Annotated in this window: 13 protein-coding genes and 2 tRNA genes; 10 read left to right on the forward strand and 5 right to left on the reverse strand. The window is 35.6% G+C overall.

Translation table 11 applies throughout. The features are described 5' to 3' along the window. The first annotated feature begins 16 nt into the window (after positions 1-16). Positions 17-1300, forward strand: a complete 1284-nt coding sequence (locus ACMA47_RS07555) for a galactokinase (RefSeq protein ID WP_413929312.1) — start codon at positions 17-19, stop codon at positions 1298-1300. Positions 1301-1303: 3 nt separating this feature from the next. Next, on the forward strand, positions 1304-2359 hold the full coding sequence (locus tag ACMA47_RS07560; RefSeq protein ID WP_413929313.1) for an aldose epimerase family protein: 1056 nt from the start codon (positions 1304-1306) through the stop codon (positions 2357-2359). A gap of 109 nt (positions 2360-2468) precedes the next feature. On the opposite strand, the gene ACMA47_RS07565 is transcribed toward ACMA47_RS07560, so the two are convergent. Further along, positions 2469-2541, reverse strand: a tRNA-Phe gene (locus tag ACMA47_RS07565). 541 nt (positions 2542-3082) lie between these two features. Between ACMA47_RS07565 and tssD the strand changes: the two genes are divergently transcribed. The 8 genes from tssD (at position 3083) to ACMA47_RS07605 (ending at position 14942) form a co-directional block, all read left to right on the forward strand. Continuing rightward, complete coding sequence (gene tssD / locus ACMA47_RS07570; protein WP_034695169.1) at positions 3083-3487, forward strand: type VI secretion system tube protein TssD; 405 nt, start codon at positions 3083-3085, stop codon at positions 3485-3487. Between the two features lie 126 nt (positions 3488-3613). Continuing rightward, complete coding sequence (locus ACMA47_RS07575) at positions 3614-5494, forward strand: type VI secretion system Vgr family protein (protein ID WP_413929314.1); 1881 nt, start codon at positions 3614-3616, stop codon at positions 5492-5494. A gap of 1 nt (position 5495) precedes the next feature. Next, positions 5496-6854: a DUF3289 family protein gene (locus ACMA47_RS07580; protein ID WP_413929315.1), complete on the forward strand. Its 1359-nt coding sequence runs from the start codon at positions 5496-5498 to the stop codon at positions 6852-6854. Between the two features lie 38 nt (positions 6855-6892). Next, positions 6893-7375 carry a hypothetical protein gene (locus ACMA47_RS07585; protein WP_413929316.1) on the forward strand — a complete coding sequence of 161 codons (483 nt, stop codon included), beginning with the start codon at positions 6893-6895 and terminating at the stop codon, positions 7373-7375. 32 nt (positions 7376-7407) lie between these two features. Continuing rightward, a complete protein-coding gene (locus tag ACMA47_RS07590; protein ID WP_413929317.1) occupies positions 7408-8202 on the forward strand; it encodes a hypothetical protein in 795 nt (264 codons plus the stop codon). Between the two features lie 18 nt (positions 8203-8220). After that, on the forward strand, positions 8221-12369 hold the full coding sequence (locus ACMA47_RS07595) for a TIGR02594 family protein (RefSeq protein WP_413929318.1): 4149 nt from the start codon (positions 8221-8223) through the stop codon (positions 12367-12369). 14 nt (positions 12370-12383) lie between these two features. Continuing rightward, on the forward strand, positions 12384-13694 hold the full coding sequence (locus ACMA47_RS07600) for a hypothetical protein (RefSeq protein ID WP_413929319.1): 1311 nt from the start codon (positions 12384-12386) through the stop codon (positions 13692-13694). A gap of 51 nt (positions 13695-13745) precedes the next feature. After that, the gene (locus ACMA47_RS07605) at positions 13746-14942 is read left to right on the forward strand and encodes a hypothetical protein (RefSeq protein WP_413929320.1); all 1197 of its coding nucleotides are present in this window, start codon (positions 13746-13748) and stop codon (positions 14940-14942) included. 92 nt (positions 14943-15034) lie between these two features. Here the strand turns inward: ACMA47_RS07605 and ACMA47_RS07610 are convergent, their stop codons facing one another. From ACMA47_RS07610 to ACMA47_RS07625, 4 genes are all read right to left on the reverse strand, one after another. Next, a complete protein-coding gene (locus tag ACMA47_RS07610) occupies positions 15035-16384 on the reverse strand; it encodes a DUF3472 domain-containing protein (RefSeq protein ID WP_413929321.1) in 1350 nt (449 codons plus the stop codon). 202 nt (positions 16385-16586) lie between these two features. Further along, a tRNA-Phe gene (locus ACMA47_RS07615) sits at positions 16587-16659 on the reverse strand. Between the two features lie 109 nt (positions 16660-16768). Further along, on the reverse strand, positions 16769-18610 hold the full coding sequence (locus ACMA47_RS07620) for a lysophospholipid acyltransferase family protein (RefSeq protein WP_079242737.1): 1842 nt from the start codon (positions 18608-18610) through the stop codon (positions 16769-16771). A gap of 22 nt (positions 18611-18632) precedes the next feature. Then, positions 18633-19871: an aspartate kinase gene (locus tag ACMA47_RS07625; protein WP_413929322.1), complete on the reverse strand. Its 1239-nt coding sequence runs from the start codon at positions 19869-19871 to the stop codon at positions 18633-18635. Positions 19872-20110: the final 239 nt, after the last annotated feature.

The following is a 20110-nucleotide window of genomic DNA, read 5'->3' on the forward strand; positions in this document are numbered from 1 at the left end:
AATCAGATACCAATACATGTCAAATAATAAATATATTGATTCTTTAATTAATGACGGTGATATTCCTCAATTTAGGGAGTTGTACGGACAGAATTCAGAATTATTACATCAGCAAGCAATCCGGTATACCAAAACATTATCCCGTTTTAAAGAAATTTTTGGGGAAAAAGAGGTTTCTGTTTTTAGTTCACCAGGGCGAACCGAAATTGGAGGTAATCACACAGACCATAATCATGGCCGTGTATTAGCGAGTGCCATAAACTTAGATAATATAGCTGTTGCTGCTAAAAATAACTCCAATATAATCCGGATTGAATCTTCAGGTTATCAATCATTTGAAGTAGATTTGAACCATCTTATTCCCAATGAGAACGAATTTTTAACCTCAAATGCCCTTGTTCGTGGAATTAATGCCCGATTAAAAGAATTGGGATATACAATAGGAGGATTCGATGCTGTAATTGATGGAGGCGTTCCTAAAGGTTCCGGATTAAGTTCATCAGCATCATTTGAGGTTTTAATGGGCGCAATTGTAAGTCATTTATTTAATGAGGGTAACATAGATCCCATATTAAATGCCCGTATTGGACAATATGCAGAAAATGTTTTCTTTGGAAAACCTTGTGGATTAATGGATCAGGTAGCTTGTGCGGTAGGAGGGTTGGTAATCATTGACTTTGCAGACGTAACCAATCCTGTTGTTAAAAAAGTAAATTTTGATTTTGAATCTACTGGTTTTTCTTTAGTGATTACAGATACCCGGGGCGATCATACCAATTTGAATGATGAATATGCTGTTTTACCTAAAGAGATGAAAGACGTTGCAGCCCATTTAGGATGTAGTGTGCTGAGAGAAACCACTTTGGAAAAAGTAATGGATATTGCCCCTTCTATCCGTAGAAAAGTAGGAGACCGGGCTATTTTAAGAGCCATTCATTTTGAATGTGAAAATGACCGGGTAGTAGATGAAGTGACCGCATTAGAGAATAATGATTTTAAAAAATTTTTACAATTGGTCATAGATTCGGGACATAGTTCGTATATGTACAATCAAAACATCTATGTATCAAATAATGTAAAGGAACAAGCCGTTTCATTGGGGTTAGCTTACAGCGAATTGGTGCTAAAAGGTGCCGGAGCATGGCGTGTGCATGGTGGAGGATTTGCAGGAACAATACAGGCCTTTGTCCCTGAAAATTTACTTGAAAAATATACCACAACTTTAAATCATTTATTTGGAGCGGGTTCTTGTCATCCTTTATTCATCAGACAAAAAGGAGTTGTTAAATTAGACTTTTAAAAAATGGGTGTCATCAATGAAGTGGCTTTTAATACAGTTCACAACAATCATAAAGTCCGGTTATTTACTCTTAACAATCAAAATGGAATGATTGTACAGGTAACTAATTATGGGGCAATTATAGTGAGTATTAATGTTAAAGCTAAAGACGGAAAACTGACAGATGTGGTACAGGGATATGAAACAGCACAAGAATACATAGATAATAATGAATTTTATCAAGGTGCCATTTGTGGGAGGTGCGCTAATCGTATCAGGAAAGGAAGATTCACATTAAACAGAAAAGAATACTCATTAACAGTTAATAATGAAGATAATCATTTGCATGGTGGTCTGATGGGTTTTGATAAAAAAGTATGGGATGTTAAAGAGTCTTCTGCCTCGAAAGTGACTTTTCAATATACTTCTCCTGATGGCGAAGAGGGCTACCCTGGTACAGTATCTGTAACGGTAACTTATTCCCTTAATGAAAATAATGAATTAAGGTTAGATTATTCAGGGACAACAGACCAGGAAACCATACTCAATCTGGTAAACCATTCTTATTTTAATTTAGCGGGAGAAGGTAGTGGAACAATAAATAACCATCAATTGCAGATTGAGGCTGATTTTTACACTCCTCTTACAGAAAACCTTGAACCTACAGGTGAGATTTTAACAGTAAAAAATACTCCGTTTGATTTTACCTCTTTAACAGGTATTGGAGACAGAATTGATACGGATCATGGGCAACTTACGATTGGAAATGGATATGATCATAATTTTGTTTTAAGACACCGTATGCATCATTTAGATTTAGTAGCTACTGTTATAGAGCCGCAGTCCGGTAGAAAAATGGAAGTATTTACCACTATGCCGGGTTTGCAGTTATATACTGCCAATTGGATAAAAAATGTAAAAGGAAAAGAAGATCACATCTACCAGGAAAGAGAAGCTTTTTGTTTAGAAACGCAAAATTTTCCCGACGCGATTAATCAGTCTCATTTTCCATCACCCATACTCACCCCTAAAAATGTATATAAACACTCAACTATATACAAATTCTCAATATCCAATTAGATTTAGCATGTGATGAAGTTTTTTGATGTGGCTTAACTTTAGAGAATGCTGAAAAGAAGCTTTATATAAAAAACAAAAAAACCTCTAAAATAAATTAGAGGTTTTGAAGTGGTTTCTCCAGGAATCGAACCAGGGACACATGGATTTTCAATCCATTGCTCTACCAACTGAGCTAAGAAACCATTTATGTTTTCGTTTATTACTTCGTTGTTTTAAAGTGATGCAAAAGTATAACATTTTATAATACCGCGCAAGTTTTTCGTTTGATTTTTTTGAATAAATATGCTGGTATAGCTGGATCGTAGTTTTAATCTATTGTTCATCAGTGTTTTGGTATATTTATTTTTTTTCTGTTTTTTTTGAATATAATTTTCAAAGTACCTTATTAAAAGATTTTCAGCCCTGATATCTGGAGTTTTTTTCAAAAAATGTTGTACTTACACAGGATGGAGCAGAAGATTTTTCTGCAGGACTACTTTTGGAGTTAAATTGTTGCTTCTTCAAACAATTTTAAACAGACCATAAAATAATCCGATTTTTAGTTATGAAAAACAGCAAACACTTGATTTATAACACATAATTTACCTAACAAGTGTTAGTCGTACTATTACTACACTTTTTTAAATTTAATAATAAACGCTATTTGCTTTTTATAAATACATCTATATTTGGTGATATAGAAAACAAACAATCACAATACATTAACCATTAAAATTTACAATCATGGCAGAAAGAAATTCAAGAGGAATTTTAAAATTCAACAACGGAGAAGGACAAAAGCTATTAAAACTTAACTATAGCGTATCAAGAGCTACAGACGTATCAGGACGTGTAGCATCAGATCCTTCCAACGCGCTTATCAAAATTACAGTGGAAGCTACTGATAAATCAGACATCCTGGAAAGTTTACTGAACGGAAAGTATAAGCCTACTGTAGGAGAGATTACTTTCAACAAATCTCACGAAGAAGGAACGCTAACAACATTGAAATGGAACAATGGTTATGTAATCCAGCATGAAGTAGATTTCGACGCTGTGGATGACAACAGTATGTATATCAGTTTTGTGGTAAGTGCAGAACAGATAGATCTGGGGAATTCTTCTTACTTCGGAGCATGGCCTTCTTAAGCATATTCAGAATTTAAATATCAGGCAGAATAGTACATCCGTTTCAAGGGAGTCTGTTCTGCCTTTTTTAACCTTATAGAACGACTGTTTATTCCAAATAAAGTTCTGAAAAAACACCTAATCACTATGAATAAAAATGCCTCGAATTCCGATAAGATTTCTGAGAATCATATTCCCGGAATCAACCGTGTGGTAAAACTGGATATTGTGATTGAAGGCAAAATAATCAAACACTTCAAGCATTTCCGCCTACAGCAAAGTGCAAGACGCCATCACAATTTTGAACTTATTCTCGCCCATGATTCTCTTGGGGAAGCTCAAAACCACACACTGGAACAAGCCCGTCAGTTTTTGGGAAAAAGAATTACTATTGTTTTCAAATATAAAGATTATGAAAGTGAAAGTCCGGAAAGAACTTTTGTAGGAGTAATCACGAAAGCCGCATTCAGCCAGGAAAAAATGAGTCTGGGAAATATTGTACTGAGAGGTCAGAGTCCTACCATTTTGATGGATGCTGCTCCCCATACTCAAAGTTTTGGAGGTGATCAGGCCGTTAATACAGGAATTATTGCCAACAAAATACTTAAAGAAGCCTTGGGATCAGAGAAATTTGATTTCAGAGTTGATACACAGAATAAAAGCTATATCAATTATAGCTCACAATATAACGAGACCCATTATAACTATCTTGCAAGAACTGCAGAAGCTTACGGAGAACAGTTTTACTATGATGGTGAAGTCCTTCATTTCGGAAAACTTCCGCCTTCTGAAAAACCGATCAAGCTTGTCTATGGAAGCAATGCTACAGATGTTCAGGTAGAACTGAATGCTGTTCATACCAATCCTCAGTTTTTTGGATATAACAGCAGTAGTCATACTAAAATGGAGGGCTCAGAAAATAATATCAGGCATCTGGGAGAAATACCTTCAAAAGCTTATGAACTGAATAACAGTATCTTTAAAACACCTTCTCTGTCGCCCGTACCTATTAATGCCAATATGTTTGTGGATGTAAGCGATTCTCAGAAAAGTGCTGCCGGAAGTGCTGCTGTGGAAGTTTTTACAGTGGCAGGAAATACTACGGTTCCTTTTCTGTATCCAGGTTGCCTTGCTGATATGGAAATGCGAAAGCCAGACACCAGTCAGACATCCTATTTTACAAAACTTACTATTACGGAGGTGACTCATGAAGTCAACGCCAGAGGATATTATAATGGTAGTTTTGAAGCGATTGCTGAAGGAACAGGCTTTATGCCAAAACCGGATTTTATACAACCCAAGGCCGAGCCACAGGTTGCCACTGTTATTTCCAATACAGATCCACTTAACCAGGGAAGAATACAGGTAAGATTCGACTGGCAGAAAAATCCGGATACCACCCATTTTATCAGAATGATGAGCCCAGATGCTGGAGGTACAGATATGATTACTCAAAACAGAGGTTTTGTAGCTGTGCCGGAAGTAGGAGATCAGGTAATGGTCGGTTTTGAATACCATCATCCCGATTTTCCATTTGCTATGGGAGGAATGTTCCACGGACAGGTTGCATTGGGAGGAAGTATTAATAACCATCTTAAATCTATTCAGACAAGAAGCGGTAATAAAGTGATTTTTAACGATCAGGAAGGAAGTATTTTCATTGAAGATCCTAGTGGAAATACTTATCTCATGGACGGAAAAGGTAATATTGTGGTGAATGCTCCCAAAAATATCACCTTCACAGCCGGAGAAAATGTGCTGATCAATGCCGGAAAAAACATTATTGCTTCTGCCCAGAGGAATATAAATATTATGGCTGGAGAAGACATCACTGAAACGGCTAATGATGATTATAATCTGACAGCAAGCAATATTATTGAAACGGCAGAAGCAGGTAGAAAATCTACAGCCAAAAACATTACGGAAAATATGGAAGCGGGTTCTTACATCAGCACAAAAGATGCGATTAATGTGGAAAGTGCCAAGGAAGTGCTTATCAATAGTGGTAAACAGGTAAAAATGCAGTAATATGGCAGGCGAAGGCGGAAATATCGTACGAAATGTCTTTGGTAGATCTTACAAGGAAGCGGAGCATATTATGAAAGATGCTTCCAAAGGAACCCTGGATTTTAAATCTCCTCAGGAAAACACCTTTTATGGGAAAAAAGGAGGGAAGAAATTTGATGAATACCAGGCGAAAAAAGACAATACATTACTGGTAATAAAAGTAGAAGGCCCTTTAGATGACCATGGAGGAAAAATAGCAAAACCTAAAGAAGGAGAAAAATACTGGTTCAAAGCAACTTTTAACAGATCTGCAACGAAGAGTGAGTATAAAAAACTGCAATGGCAGGAAAAGATCAATGGAATATCTATTCCCTTCTTTTTTGATTATTCTTCCATCACAGGAGATACTTCGACTATCCAGGTGAAGCTTCCATGCTATGATATGCGTGTGTATGCTTATTTTAAAACTCCAATTGACAAGGTGAGTGTTGAGGTGAAAATCACCAATCCATTACCTCTTTATATTGACAGATTTAAAATTAAAGGAAAAGACAGAAAAGGAGTTAACATGGCCGATGATATGTGCTATGGGCTGGGAGTTTCCAATCAGTATCCTTCCCGGTACACTTTGCAGGATGTTGAAAGTAAAGGAATTTGGATCAAGTCAGAAATAAGAGACAAAACAGATGAAGAATTATGGACCGGCTTCAAGCGTATGGTAGGAACACTTTTTTCAGTTGGCGAGCTGGAAACGGTTGCTTTTGATATGATTGAAAAGTTTAAACGAAGTGAAGGAGGGGAATATACCAATCCTATCCTTACAAAACATGTACTGGCCCATCCATCAAATCAAAGATTCTGTTTAAGTATGGAGGATGAAATTGCAGACAGGATTAAGAAAAATCATGGAAGTATTGCATCCATTGAAGATGATGAAATACACTTTACAGATGATGAGGTTGGAAAGTTTGGACGAAGAGGATGGGGACATCCGCAGTTTTCAACGATGAAAGACACTTTTATGGGAGGACTCACGATCTGTATGAATGATACCTGGGCCTACGAGGTGAAGCTGACAAAATTTAATAAATCCGGAAATGGGACTTATGATGCAACCTATAAAGTCGTTTTATATGATCATTTCGGATTGGATATGCCGGATATTGAAAAGAAATATTATTATCTGCTCGGCTTCAGGTATTGGTTTATTTTGCAGCATATCAGAGGATATCAACCTTTTATCACAAAAGTTGAATTTGAAAAAACTTTTAAGGAAAGTATCAACATCGGTAAAGCAGAACGCCAAAGTAAAAGAAGAGCAGAGAAAGAAAGAGAAGATCATCTTCGTAACATGGGCAGAAGAAGGCCGGGAGAATATTAAATGAATAACGATTAAACCTAATAGGGATTACAAAAAAAATGAAGTACTTACAATCTATAAAAATGATTACTGTTGCATGCTTTCTTTTAATAGCCTTGAGCTGTGACAAGAAACATATTGACTTTATTCCTCTTGAGCATATGACTTTTACGAATGCTTATTATAAAAATGCGGTCAAGGTTTCATACTATATACTTATAGACAATCCGGAACCCACTGAAAGTGTTCTGAAAAAAGAAATTATAAAGTATGTAGAAAACAGATTGAAAAACAATAAGGTTCTTACAAAACCGGAAACCTCCTCACTCAACTTTGTTTTTTACAGAAAAACGGATAATACTTCATATTTTATCACCAATAAAGAAAGTGCCGGAGAGCTGTTAGGAGAAGAAATATCACATTATCAGCAGGATTTTATAGCCAATTATCTGGTAAGCAAATGTGGAAAAGGAACAATAGAGAAAATATACCTCTACAATCTGCCGGAAGAGACGGTGGCAAACAAAAACTGTGATAAATAGTGCTGTTTATTTTTTCTAAATAATAATCCCATATGGTAGAAACAAGAGTAAAGCCTTTTCAGAAATATACATCAGGAATCCATCATTATCAGGTGGAAAATGCGCTTGAAATACAGTTTGGGGAAACAAAAGGATTTTATTCATCTTTTAACATTACTCTTCAGGAAAAGGTAAATGAAGATCTCACCAAAAGCTGGCTGATAGAAAAAGTAGAAGATTCCTCTTTTCCATCCGAAAATAAATTCATGGAAATCCTACATGTCCTGGAAAAAAGCTCTTATCCTTTGGAAATAAAAGTAGATGAAAAAGGAAACTTTCTGGGTGCTGCAGATCATCAGAAAAATATAGAGAACTGGAAACTCAAAACATCAGACCTTCAGGAAAAGTATCAAAATGTAGAGATTTTCAAAAATCAATACTTATCAGTGCTTGAAGATGAAGTCGGTTTTTATAAAAATAAGCTCAAAGAACCCTTTTGGAATCTTCTTTTATTTGCTCCTTACTATGTAGACAACGGAGGGAAAAATGAAGAATCCATTGTTTGGAATATCAAAGGAATCGGAGATGTAGAATGCCGCGGAATTATTATTGCAGAACAGAGAGAATATGGCTTTGAAGCTTTCTTTACTTCTGAAATTAAAACTCCGGAAACAATAAAAAAAGAATTAGATACAAAATACCTGTATCAGACGGGAGAGTATCACGTAAGATTGCATATAGAAATGGAATACAATTCTCACAAAAAACAGTATTCCAAAAAGAAAGCTGACTTTATATTGTCAGATGGAGAAAAAACAGTATACCGGGAAACGATCACAATGACTTAAACTTTATGAACAAATGACATGGCGGATAAAGGATACATCATTATAGAAGGAGCCACTGCGTACTGCAGCAGTTCTGTAACCAACAATTCCAATGGGACGGCCGTTCCGATGGAAGTCAAAAGCCAGAAAAAAAAGCTGGGCAAAAACAAATATTTTGCACAGAATAAGCCTGTAGCAACCTATCTTGATGATAAAGCAGACAGTTTCGGAGGAGGAAACGGATTCGGAAACTGCAAAGGTTCGGATGGAAAAACCTATCCATGCAAAGGCAAGTGCAATATCAAATATAAAGACTATTACGAAAATGTAGAATTCAACAAGAGCATGAAAATCCTGTTGGATGCTTCTACAGGAAACTGTCCGGGATACGGTGTTCCTGGAACAATTGCTTTTGCAACCACCGGGCAGGCCAACAATGTTTCACAGATCGATGTCAAAGAAGCCGATGAATTTTCTGTTGCCAATACTTCCCCGCAATGGCCTTCATCTTCTGCTTCCGAGGCGAGTATAGCAGTGTCATCCATTTCAATGATAAGGCCGATACCAACTGATAAACTTAATGGTACTTACTATTATATCAAAGGAATGAATGGCCCGCTTCTTCCTATTATGAATCCTTTTGGTGGTGATAATCTGGATCTGAAAGCTCTGTTCAAAGGCGATGAGAAAAAGATTATCTGGGCACTCTTCAAAGGGGAAGGAACAAAAGATAAAATAAAAACATTTATTGGATTGGGAAGCAATTTCAGCCAATCCATGAGTAAAATATTCGATGGACTTACAGAAGGGAAGTACAGGCTGGAAGCTTATGGTAAAAAAGCAGGTGATGCTAAATGCTCTCTCAATGTAGAAGTTATACAGGATTTTGTAAAGAAAATTGTTAGCCCCGGATCCTCAACACTGATTAATATTCCTTTGCCACTATCCATTGAACGTAAACTCAACAGTACAACAGACCAGGCGAAAATATTGAACAGAGGATTCTTTATGCCTGTAAATACTGTTCATTGGACTGTAAAACAAGGAACTGCAGTATTGTACAACAGTTCGTCCGGAGCTTCTTCATCACACCTTGTTTCCGTTGCGGGTGCAGGCGATCGTGTTATTCTCACTTTTAAAAATGCAGGAAAATATACCATAGAGGCCTTTACAAATCCTACAGATCCCAAACCGCAATCTGTAGAAATTAAAATCGAAAACAACCTGGGAGTCATGGGTGTTAAAGGAGAACCTGGCTTGGTGAGATTCAGTGATACGATCAAAGTGCAGGCTTCGAAATTTAATGTCAATTACATGCCTTCAGGGACTTCTGTATATTGGTATCTTAAAAAAGAAGGTATAGGAAGAGTGGCTTTATTTGAAAACTCTCCTTCCTTCAGAACAGGCACAATCAATAAAAAGGTGGCCGAACTTCTGTATAATGATGCAAAACTGGCCAGTAACCAGTATTTTGGGAAATATATACTTGAAGCCTACGCTAATCCTTTGGGAGCAGGAAAGCAACCTGGCTTTTCCGGATCAGACTGTTTTAATTTTGAGGTGATTCAAAATGTCATAGATAAATTCACCCTTCCGGCTGCCAATATTCCGAAAGGAACAAAAATAAAATATACAGCAACGGCAAGAATTGCTACGCTGGCTGGCAATGAAGCCATAAAAATAGAAGTTCCCGATAAAGTAATCAATAACGGAGACGGAACCATTACCTTTAATGATCTAGGAGAATATACTCTTTCTGCTTATTTAACAGGAGATTATACGGATGGAAAGAAAATAGAAGCAAAAGTAAAAGTTTCTGAACCTGCTGTAAAAAGAGCGCTGTGGGCTTATGGAACCGGTGTGAAACGTACGGAAACCGGATTTGGAGAAGAAACCTATGGATTTATTGAAATTGATGGACTGCAAAACCAGGCTTTAAAAGTAAAAATCTGGGTAAAAGGTGAGGGCGATGATTTCTATAAGGAGAAAGACAAATACATGCTGGAAGAGAAAACAGTCACGTTGAATAATGAAGGTAAAGCTTCTTTCCTGATTACCACCAATGACGATTACAAGAAAAAATTGCTGGCGGCTATACCAAAAACAACGGAAAATCCCAATCCGTCTTACCGAATCGTATTTACGGTGGAGCTTCAGGCAAGCTCATCTGGAGATATTGTGCTTCCGGGTAACATTACCATTCAGGGAACGAAACCTGTGGTGGTAGACAGTGCTACAACTTATCTGGAAGTTTTAGATTCCAATGAAGAACTGGTCATCACTTCCGAGCAGAAAATCGTTTCCATTATGTTTTCTACCGAAGATGGTAAAGATATTCAGCGTATGCAGACTTTCTATGGAAAAACCCACAAACTTTGGGTGCATACCGTTAATATGACTGAAGAAGTTCTGAAGATTGATGTTTTGAAGGAGATTCCCAAAGAAGGCTTAAACGAAAAAGATCATATCACCTATACCCACGAAAGCAAACAAAGTTATAACGAGGAAAAAACTGGTAAAGACGGTCTTCTGGAAGTTTCCTTTACAGCAAAAGAAGAATGGAAAAATCCACCGAAAAACTTTGATTACTATATTGCACAGGTTTCCCGCCAGGTTCAGGATCCTGCCGATCCCAAAAAGAAAGTCTGGAAAATAGAAAAAAGCCAGTTAACCATCAATAGTACACTTCCTGCCGATCTGGTAAGAACAGAGGATATGGAGAAACTGGGAATTCATGCGAAGAAGAAAGATGGAACAGCATTTACTCAGCAAGAGATGTTGGAGTTGCGTAAGCAATTTATTTTCTACGAGAGTGGTTGTCTCAAAGTATCTCAGAAAGAGACACCGGAGGCTATTGAGAATGATGTGATGCCTATTGTGGTGGAAATGGCGGAAGTGAGAAAACAGAAAACATGTTATTGTAATCGTGATTTTACTGAAAGTGAAATCAAAAGTTTGGTAAAACATATGCGTGGTAAAGAAGAAATATGGGAATCTACAGACATGGATCGTGAAAGTTTTGCAGATTTAACAATGGAGTTGAATGCTATGTTTAGAAAATATGATATTAATAAATGCATTCAAAAAATAGCATTTTTAGCAAATGTTTATTCTGAAACCAGTTTTTTTAGAACAGCAGGAGAAGAATCAAGTTCTCATGCCTCTAGTGGCTACAAATATAAAGGTCGTGGAATACAGCAGCTTACTGGGGATGGGAGTGATCCTGTTGCATATAAAGATTATGATGAAAAAGTTCCTGAAGATATTGTTACATATCCTGAATTGGTGGCTACTAAGCTTTATTTAGCGGTAGACAGTGGTGGTTGGTTTTGGTCAGTTTATAAAAAAATACCAAATTGGAAGGAAAATCCTAATAAAGACTATTCGCAAGCAGAAAAGGATGCAATGAAGTTTAAAAGGGAATATTTTAGTAAAGCGCTTGGGAAAACATTAAATGAAACTGCATTATTAATGGAGGATGAGGAAGAACGTTATTATTTTTTAATTTGTAAAGTATTAAACGGCTATACCTTGAGTCATAAATTAGAAGTAAATCCTAATGGATGGGAACATAGAAAACAAGGTCTTTCCAATCTTAAAACATGGTTTAAATACGATAAAAAAGTCTGCGATGGAGAAGTAGTGGCAATGCCAAATCTTGAAGGAAGAGCGCCATGGATGGAACTGGTTTGGAAAGAAGAAGCAAGGAATCTAGTAGAAAACGGAACCAATAAAGAAATTCAGAAGTTTTTTGATGGAACTCCTTATGAAAATGCAATGAAAAATGGTACAGAAAATGAAACAACTATTGCATGGTGTGCGGCTTTTGTCAACTGGATTATGAAACATTACGGTTACGAAGGAGTTACTACTGATAAAGGATATGATGCTGTGAGAGCATTAAAATGGGCAACATGGGCAGAAGGAAAAGACCTGAAAAAACCTGTTTACGGAGCAATTGCTGTGAAAACAAGAACCGGAGGAGGGCATGTAGGTTTTGTTGCTGGAAAAAAAGGAAATAAAGTCGTTATTTTAGGAGGTAATCAATCGCAGAAATTGTATTGTGTAGCTTATGAGATTTCTGATTATTATGCCTATGTAGTCCCTACAAATTACGAAATTACAGACGCAGATTATAATTTACCGGAATATAAAGGAAATCCTGGTGCAAAAGGATCTGAACTTTAAAATATAAAAAGAAAATGAAACATAGAATTTTAATGAGCCTGCTTTTTATTTCTTCTGCTTTAGTATCATGTCAGGATAAAAAGGCTGAAAATAATAAGAATGTGACAACTATTACAGAAAGTTCAGCAGGTCTGCAATTTAATCAAGATGTTAATACTATGCTAAAAAAACAGTTAGAATATGGAAAACCTTCTTTTGATAATCCATACCAGTATTCCGATAAAGATTTGGAAGTAGCAACTCCAATATTGAATCAATTACTTTTAGATAATGGTTATAAAGCTATCAGCAATGAAGAATTTAGTAATAAAATAAAACAGATTTTTAACCGGATTATTGATAAAAACTCAACCAGTAAATTTCTGTATATCAATTTAGTTGATAAGTGTGATAAGGAGTTGAATTTTTTTCCAAATAATGCAGAGAATAATGGGGTATTTGTAGTTAAAAATCAGAACTTCATTACTGATCTTTATCCACTTCCCTTGATTATTGATTATCAAAAAACATATAGTGAAGCAGCTCAGGAAGAAAATTCGGCTTCAAAAAACTATAAAGATGCCAACGGAAATGAAGTTAAGAAATATTTATGGAAAGATATGTCCAATCTGAAGGAGCAGAGAAAGAAGAATATACAAACATTAGTTGCACGTAACCTCTATTTGTTTAATGATAATAAGGCTCAATACAAATGGCTTACCCTTAATGATTCCTATTTTATGGAGGCTTTAGTAAAAACTTTTGGCTACACTCAGGATATTGATTTATTGAAGTGGGTTATTGAAAGAACAAAATTTGATAAAAAAGACCCGTCTGATTATGGGAAATTGTTTTGGGTAAAGCAATGTGATGAAACAGTAAAAATACATGCTAGTACTTTTAAAATTTTACAAAAGATTTATACTCCAGATATAACAAACGATATGTCAAATGAAAATAGATTTATCTTGGATAATATAAAAAATTATCTTGAATATTTTGCTGATTTTAATAACAAAGAAGCAAGTGTTTCAAAAGAAGATAAGGTGAAAATACTCGCAAATATTGTTTATTTTTCTGAACAATATAAGTATGACAAAAGGTATGTTTCAGGATATGGAGATAATTCTAAAATGATGGGAAGGTTACGATTCTTTTTAGATCAGGACGAGGTAAATATTTTACAGAAAAATAATTATTTTAACCTACCAAAATTTAAAGAATGGTGGGATAATGCAGACTATGATGAATATTTTGTTGAAGAATGTGAATACAATGGAACATGTGGACCGGATAATCAACCTATGAATGTTACAGAATGGCGAAAGCAACATCCTAAAAAATAATATATCAAGCACAGTTAAATCTAACTGTGCTTTTATTTTAAAAACACAACAATGATAAAGAAGGTTATAATTTCTCTGGCTATTTTAGTATTGAATGAATTGTATTCACAAAATATATCATTGGGTATGAAAAACTCTTTTCTGCCTGTTCTTAAATCACAGTTATTAGCCGGAGCAAGTGGAGAGAAAAGTGAAACAGATTATCCGACCTATAAATTTACATTAAAAGATTTAGAAGCTACTGAATCTATTATAGCAAAACAACTAGATGATAATGGATATAAGAAACCAGGTACAGAAGAGTTTATTAATAAAATTAACACGATTTTCAAAAGGGTAATTGATCCAAAATCGGAATCAAAGTATTTGCATGTCAATTTCGAAGACAAATGTTCAAAAGACTTGAAGCTGTATAAAAATTCAAACAGTATCGATGTGAATCCATACAGTACTTATGTTTTTAAGAATGGACTTTTCATTTCAGATTTATACAGCATTCCTGAAATACTGGATTATACCGGGAATGCTGAATTATCCCAATATGAAAAAGAAGCTGAAAGTAATAATCATGCAACAGATGTTAAGATATATTACTGGAAAGATATGGCTGACTTGAAAAATATCAGAAAGCAAAATATTCAAACAATTATAGCTAGAAACAAGTATTTATTTAATGATAATAAATCTTATGCAGGCTGGTTGTTAGAGCGTGATAAATTATTTGTTAAAATGCTGGTTAAAACCTTTGGTTTTGATAAAGAACCTAAATTTAATGAAATGCTTATTAATGAATATATTCAATCTAAAGATCAATATAAAATAGGTGAACTTATATTTGCTAAAAATTGTAATAATGAATTAGAAGTACGGGAGGGAATATTACAGAGTTTGACTGATGCTTATCAAAAAAGCTCAAATCCAAAAGATTTATATGGGTTAATGGAGTTCGGGTCAAAATTATTAGAAACAGATGAGTACAATAATTATTCAGAGAATGAAAAAATTAAAATGGTAGCTTATCTTGCAAATACTTATGATTTCCTGTTCAAAAAAAATCATAGACATCAGGATGGTTGGGATCCTAGATGGAATATTTTAGGAGCATATTTTGAAGATAATTCAAGGAGTAAAATTAAATGGCCTCATTTAAAAGAAGACATGCAAAGAAATAATTATTATGGTTTACCTAATTTAAAAGAAGTGATAAGCTATGCTGAAGGGTTTGATAGTGTAGGTGCTCCGGATTAATTGATGAAAATTCAAATAGATCTTCAAAAAGACAAGATAAAAAAGCCAGCTATTATTTAAAGTAGCTGGCTTGTTATTTTTAAGTGATCATTTTAAGGAAGTGTAGAAAAATTAATATTCGGAGCCTGGGTAGGTGCAGTAACAGAAAACTGTGTGCCGGGTGCAACAATTGTATTAAAGAATCCTCCATTTTGTAAAAAGAAGGCATTACCATTTGTTCCGCCTATTGCATCTATTCTTTGTTGGGCATTATAAGTGTTATCTACACTAAACTTTGCACCGGAAATGGCTGCCCAGTTCCCATCTGAAGTTCTTACCCATTGATTTTTGAATTCTGCTTTTCTGCCCTGATATCCGTTTTCAGGATTGAAATTTTCAACGAAACTATAGAAGCTTTTAAGATAAGTACTGGTTTGAGGTCGTTTCCAGCTGGCTATCAGTTTCCATGTCGTAGAATCCGGAGATAAAAACCAGGCTGTAAAATCTGTTTTTCCGGTTCCATCGGGTTCACCTTTTAATAAAAATTTATAGGTTTGTCCTGCGCTCCAGTTGTATTTGTAATAGCTTTGTCCGCCCGAGCCTTCATTGCCGAATTCTCCGATTGTTACTCCGGTTCCGGCTCTGTTCAGAATGATTTTGTGATCAGGAGGAATATTATTGGGATCATCGGTTTCAAATGGGCTCCATACTGAGAATAAAATTCTTCTTTCTGTAGCAGAATTAACCTGCATTCCAAAATAGCCCGCACTAAAGCCATTGGCCATAAAATAAGAGCCAATTTTATCTTCCCCCACAGGGACTGTTACTTCGTTGTAATAGTAGCTAACATTACTGGTGGTTGGAATTGTATAATTAAGGTGGCAGGAAGGTCCTCTACGTGCCCAATAGTAATATGAAGGGTCATTACTGTAGATATTAGTTCCTGCAGAAGCAGTTCCACTGAAAGTAACATCTGTAACATCCGCAAAATATCCTCCGGTTTTAGAGACTCCCTGAAGGTCAACTTTTACATAACCCGGAGAAGAAATCGTAAAATCTCCTACAGTATAATTCTTAGAAGTAGATCCGGTTAAAGTAACATTTTGGGAGGTGTTGCCTACTGTTACTTTTACAATACTTGTGCCCGAAGGGACAGAAGCCTTTAATCCAATGTTTAAAGTTCCGGTATTGCTCACCCTGAAATAAGTGCTGATCACAGTATTGGAGTTGGTCCAGTTACCTAAATTAGTGGAGGTGATGACTTCGCTGGCTCCAGATGGCTTTACGGTAAAAAACGAATTTCCGGCAATTGGTACACTGAAGGGGGTGGCATTCCTTAATGCAGAGGTGTTTTTTTGAGTTGCAACTGTATCCTCTGTTGCCATAGTGTTTTCTGCACATGATTGAAAAATGAACAGAGCAGCAATACCCCAAAAGGTATTGGCTAATAATTTTACTTCCATAATTGTATTTGTAATTAAGTTTGGCTCACTAAATTAAGTTTTACCTGTCAAATGAAAAAATAATTCCCATTGATTTGATTAATTATTTTTGAATAAATACATAGATAGAAAGATATGATGTCTTAATTTTTCCGGAAAAGGATAGGTTTAAGGTCAATATAGAAAACAAAAAAACCTCTAAACTGAATTAGAGGTTTTAAAGTGGTTTCTCCAGGAATCGAACCAGGGACACATGGATTTTCAATCCATTGCTCTACCAACTGAGCTAAGAAACCATTATATTTTTGTTTGACTTACTTCGTTGTTTTAAAGTGATGCAAAAGTAGTAAGTTTTAGTATACAAAGCAAGTATTCATCGTACTTTTTTTGAATAAAGTTAAAAACTTACTGATTATCAGCCGGATTATTTTCCTGCTCCTTTCTGATCTGCTCGCTCATCTCTTCCAATACCGGTTTAATCGTGTTTTCCGGAAGATCACTGATTCGGATATACATCAATCCGTCAATTGCATCATTGAAGTTAGGGTCAACGTTGAAAGCAATTACTTTAGCATTTTGTTTGATGTATTTTTTGATCAGAACAGGAAGTCTCAATTCTGGTTCAAGATCATCAATAATCTTGTCCAGTTTATTAAGGTCAGATTCCATTTCCTCAAAGAAAATGTTTTTATCTCTGTCACGAAGCTTTACTTTATATTCATTCCTTGGAGTGATATACTGAGCTACTGCAGAATCAAAATAATTAGAACGCATGAACTCAATCATCAATGATTTTGAGAATTCAGAGAACTTATTCGAGATACTCACCCCACCCATAAGGAATTTATGATCAGGATTTCTCAGACATACATGCACAATTCCTCTCCATAAAAGGAAGAGTGGGAGTGGTTTCTGCTGATATTCCTGACAGATGTAAGCACGGCCCATTTCAATCACCTTTTTGAAGAAAGGATGAATGTCCTGTTCAAACTCAAATAAAGAGCTGGTATAGAAGCCTTTGATGCCATATTTCTTCATTACCTCTCTACCCAATGCCATTCTGTAAGCACCAGCCAGCTTTTTCTCACCATTGTCCCAAAGGAACAGGTGATGGTAATGTTTATCATACTCATCAAGGTCAAATGGAAGATTGCTTCCTTCCCCTACAGCACGGAAGGTAAGTTCTCTCTGACGTCCGATTTCCCTCATAATAGAAGGGATTTCCTCGTAAGTCGTAAAGTAGATTTCGTAATTTCCGTTACTGAAAAGCATTTTATCAGTTCCTCTCAATTTATCAACATCTTTAATAATGTCTTCCAGAGGGGTTTCATCAATGATATTCTGAACAATATTTTCTTCCTTCAATAAAGGAAACTTTACTGATAAATTCTGAAGATTAATACTTTGGGCAAGAGATTTTCTCTTTTCATAGTAAGATTTCATCATATAGACCTTACGTTTCAGAAACTCTCCCAATTCCTCAATCGTTTCCATTTCGTCCATTGCCTTTACAGTAATAGGACGTCCGATTCTGATTCTGATAGGTTTTTCCCTGTCATTCATCATTTCTGCAGGAAGCATCAGAGTTTGTAAATTCGGGTGAAGTTTAGCCACCTGATAAAAAAGTCTGCTGTTCTTAGCATGGAAATACATAGGAACTACCGGAACTTTAGCCATTCTGATCAGCTTAAGTGCCGTTTTTTCCCATTCCTTATCTAAAATTTCTCCGTAAGGATTGTTCTTGTTGGAAACTTCTCCTGCCGGAAAAATACCTACACAGCCTCCGTTTTGCAAATGCTTGAGGGTTTCACGCATTCCCGAAGAGCTGCTGTAAGCTTCTTTTCTGTTTTCAAAAGGATTTACAGCGATTACATACGGCTCCATAGGTTTGATCTTCTCCAAAAGGAAATTGCCCATTACCTTGAAATCCGGACGAACCTCTGATAAGACCTTGCACATCAGAATTCCGTCAATAGCACCCAGCGGGTGATTGGAAACCAAAACAAATGGTCCCGTTTTCGGAATCTTTGCCAGATCCTCTTCAAAAGCTACATAGCTTAGGTTTCTTTCTCTCACAAATGAGTCGAAAAAGTCTTTGCCTTCCTTGTCTTTTAATTTATCGTATAATTTATTTACTTCGTTTATTTTAGCAATGCTCATCACAGCAGATGCTACCGGGTTCTTGAGGAACCCAAGTTTACTTAAGCCGGAAGCTTTGATCAGATCGTTTTTCGAAATTAAACTCATGTGTGTTTAGTCGCAATTAATATTATTGTGTTACCATTTGAAGAGTATTCTTGGAGATTTGTTCCAATAATACATTTTTTTCATGGTAAAATTTATCAATGTGATCCTTCTTCGCATTTCTTACTGTGAATAAAGATACATTTTTAATTGCTTCGGTTTTAAAAATTTTTTGAAGCTCTTCGTTGAGCTCATCAATATGATTAAATTTATCCTCTAGGCACAGTGCCAGAGAGATTGCAGAATTCTGCATTAGGGAAACTTTAATTTTATACTTGGACAAATATCCAAAAATCAGGCTCATATGATCTTCTGCAATGAAAGAGAAGTCTCTGGTTGAGATTTTCAAAAGATCCTGGTTTTCTTTCAGAATGTAAGATTCTTCCTGTTGGTTTTTGTCAGAAGCACCTACTTTTGTTCCTTCTTTGGTAGGATCTACGAAAGATTTTACATAAAAAGGAATATTTTTTTGCTGTAGTGGCTGTAATGTTTTTGGGTGAATAACACTTGCTCCATAGTAAGCCATCTCAATTGCTTCTTCGTAAGAAATGTTGGAAAGAAGATTTACATCATTGAACTTTCTCGGATCTCCGGTCATTACTCCAGGTACATCTTTCCAGATCGTCATTGCTTCAGCATTTAAGCAATACGCAAAAATAGCAGCAGAATAGTCAGACCCCTCTCTTCCTAACGTCACCGTAAAATTATTGTCGTCAGAACCGATGAATCCCTGAGTTACATAGCAGATTTCAGGATTAAGATGGGAAATAAACTCTTCCGTTCTTGTCCAGTCTACCGTACCTTCTCTGTAAGAATTATCCGTTTTTACATAATCTCTGGCATCCAGCCACTGATTCGTAAATTGAATTTCATTCAGATACTCACTCACGATTTTAGTGGAGATCATTTCTCCGCAACTTACCACCTGATCGTATACGAAGTTGTAGTTAGGAGATTTATTTCTTCTTAAAAAAGAATCAATATCATCAAAAAAGAGATTGATTTCAGCAAAAACCGCATGATTTTCAGGAAAAAGTCCTTCCGCAATCTCCATGTGTTTTCGTTTTATCTTTTCAATCTCAGTTTGATAGTTATCTTTTTTGAAATAAAGTTCTACAACTTTTTCCAACTCATTTGTCGTCTTGCCCATTGCTGAAATTACCAGCAAACATTTGGCAAATCCCTGGCTTTTTAGAACCATGGACACGTTTTTTACACTGTCAGCATCTTTTACCGATGCTCCACCAAACTTGAAAATTTTCATTAAATTGTTAAAAATAAAATTGTTAGATAAAAAATTACATGAGTTTTTTACGGACGTCAAAATTATAAATTTACAACGAGATATGAAATAGCCTAGCGCAGAGATAGAATTAAGATTTCCTTAAAATCAACAAATAATGAAATAATTTATTTTTTTTATGGGTCTTAGCAAACAAATCTGGAGATGTAATTTTTAATAATGGCCAGGTATTATGTTGTGTTTGGTCTGTATTGTGTTGA

The organism is Chryseobacterium sp. T20 (assembly GCF_047345655.1).
Taxonomy (GTDB): Bacteria; Bacteroidota; Bacteroidia; order Flavobacteriales; family Weeksellaceae; genus Chryseobacterium.

Excerpts from the sequence above, each read along its gene's own strand:
- ACMA47_RS07555 (WP_413929312.1), top strand. The coding sequence starts at position 17 with ATGTCAAATAATAAATATATTGATTCTTTAATTAATGACGGTGATATT.
- ACMA47_RS07560 (WP_413929313.1), top strand. The coding sequence starts at position 1,304 with ATGGGTGTCATCAATGAAGTGGCTTTTAATACAGTTCACAACAATCAT.
- tssD (WP_034695169.1), top strand. The coding sequence starts at position 3,083 with ATGGCAGAAAGAAATTCAAGAGGAATTTTAAAATTCAACAACGGAGAA.
- ACMA47_RS07575 (WP_413929314.1), top strand. The coding sequence starts at position 3,614 with ATGAATAAAAATGCCTCGAATTCCGATAAGATTTCTGAGAATCATATT.
- ACMA47_RS07580 (WP_413929315.1), top strand. The coding sequence starts at position 5,496 with ATGGCAGGCGAAGGCGGAAATATCGTACGAAATGTCTTTGGTAGATCT.
- ACMA47_RS07585 (WP_413929316.1), top strand. The coding sequence starts at position 6,893 with ATGAAGTACTTACAATCTATAAAAATGATTACTGTTGCATGCTTTCTT.
- ACMA47_RS07590 (WP_413929317.1), top strand. The coding sequence starts at position 7,408 with ATGGTAGAAACAAGAGTAAAGCCTTTTCAGAAATATACATCAGGAATC.
- ACMA47_RS07595 (WP_413929318.1), top strand. The coding sequence starts at position 8,221 with ATGGCGGATAAAGGATACATCATTATAGAAGGAGCCACTGCGTACTGC.
- ACMA47_RS07600 (WP_413929319.1), top strand. The coding sequence starts at position 12,384 with ATGAAACATAGAATTTTAATGAGCCTGCTTTTTATTTCTTCTGCTTTA.
- ACMA47_RS07605 (WP_413929320.1), top strand. The coding sequence starts at position 13,746 with ATGATAAAGAAGGTTATAATTTCTCTGGCTATTTTAGTATTGAATGAA.
- ACMA47_RS07610 (WP_413929321.1), bottom strand. The coding sequence starts at position 16,384 with ATGGAAGTAAAATTATTAGCCAATACCTTTTGGGGTATTGCTGCTCTG.
- ACMA47_RS07620 (WP_079242737.1), bottom strand. The coding sequence starts at position 18,610 with ATGAGTTTAATTTCGAAAAACGATCTGATCAAAGCTTCCGGCTTAAGT.
- ACMA47_RS07625 (WP_413929322.1), bottom strand. The coding sequence starts at position 19,871 with ATGAAAATTTTCAAGTTTGGTGGAGCATCGGTAAAAGATGCTGACAGT.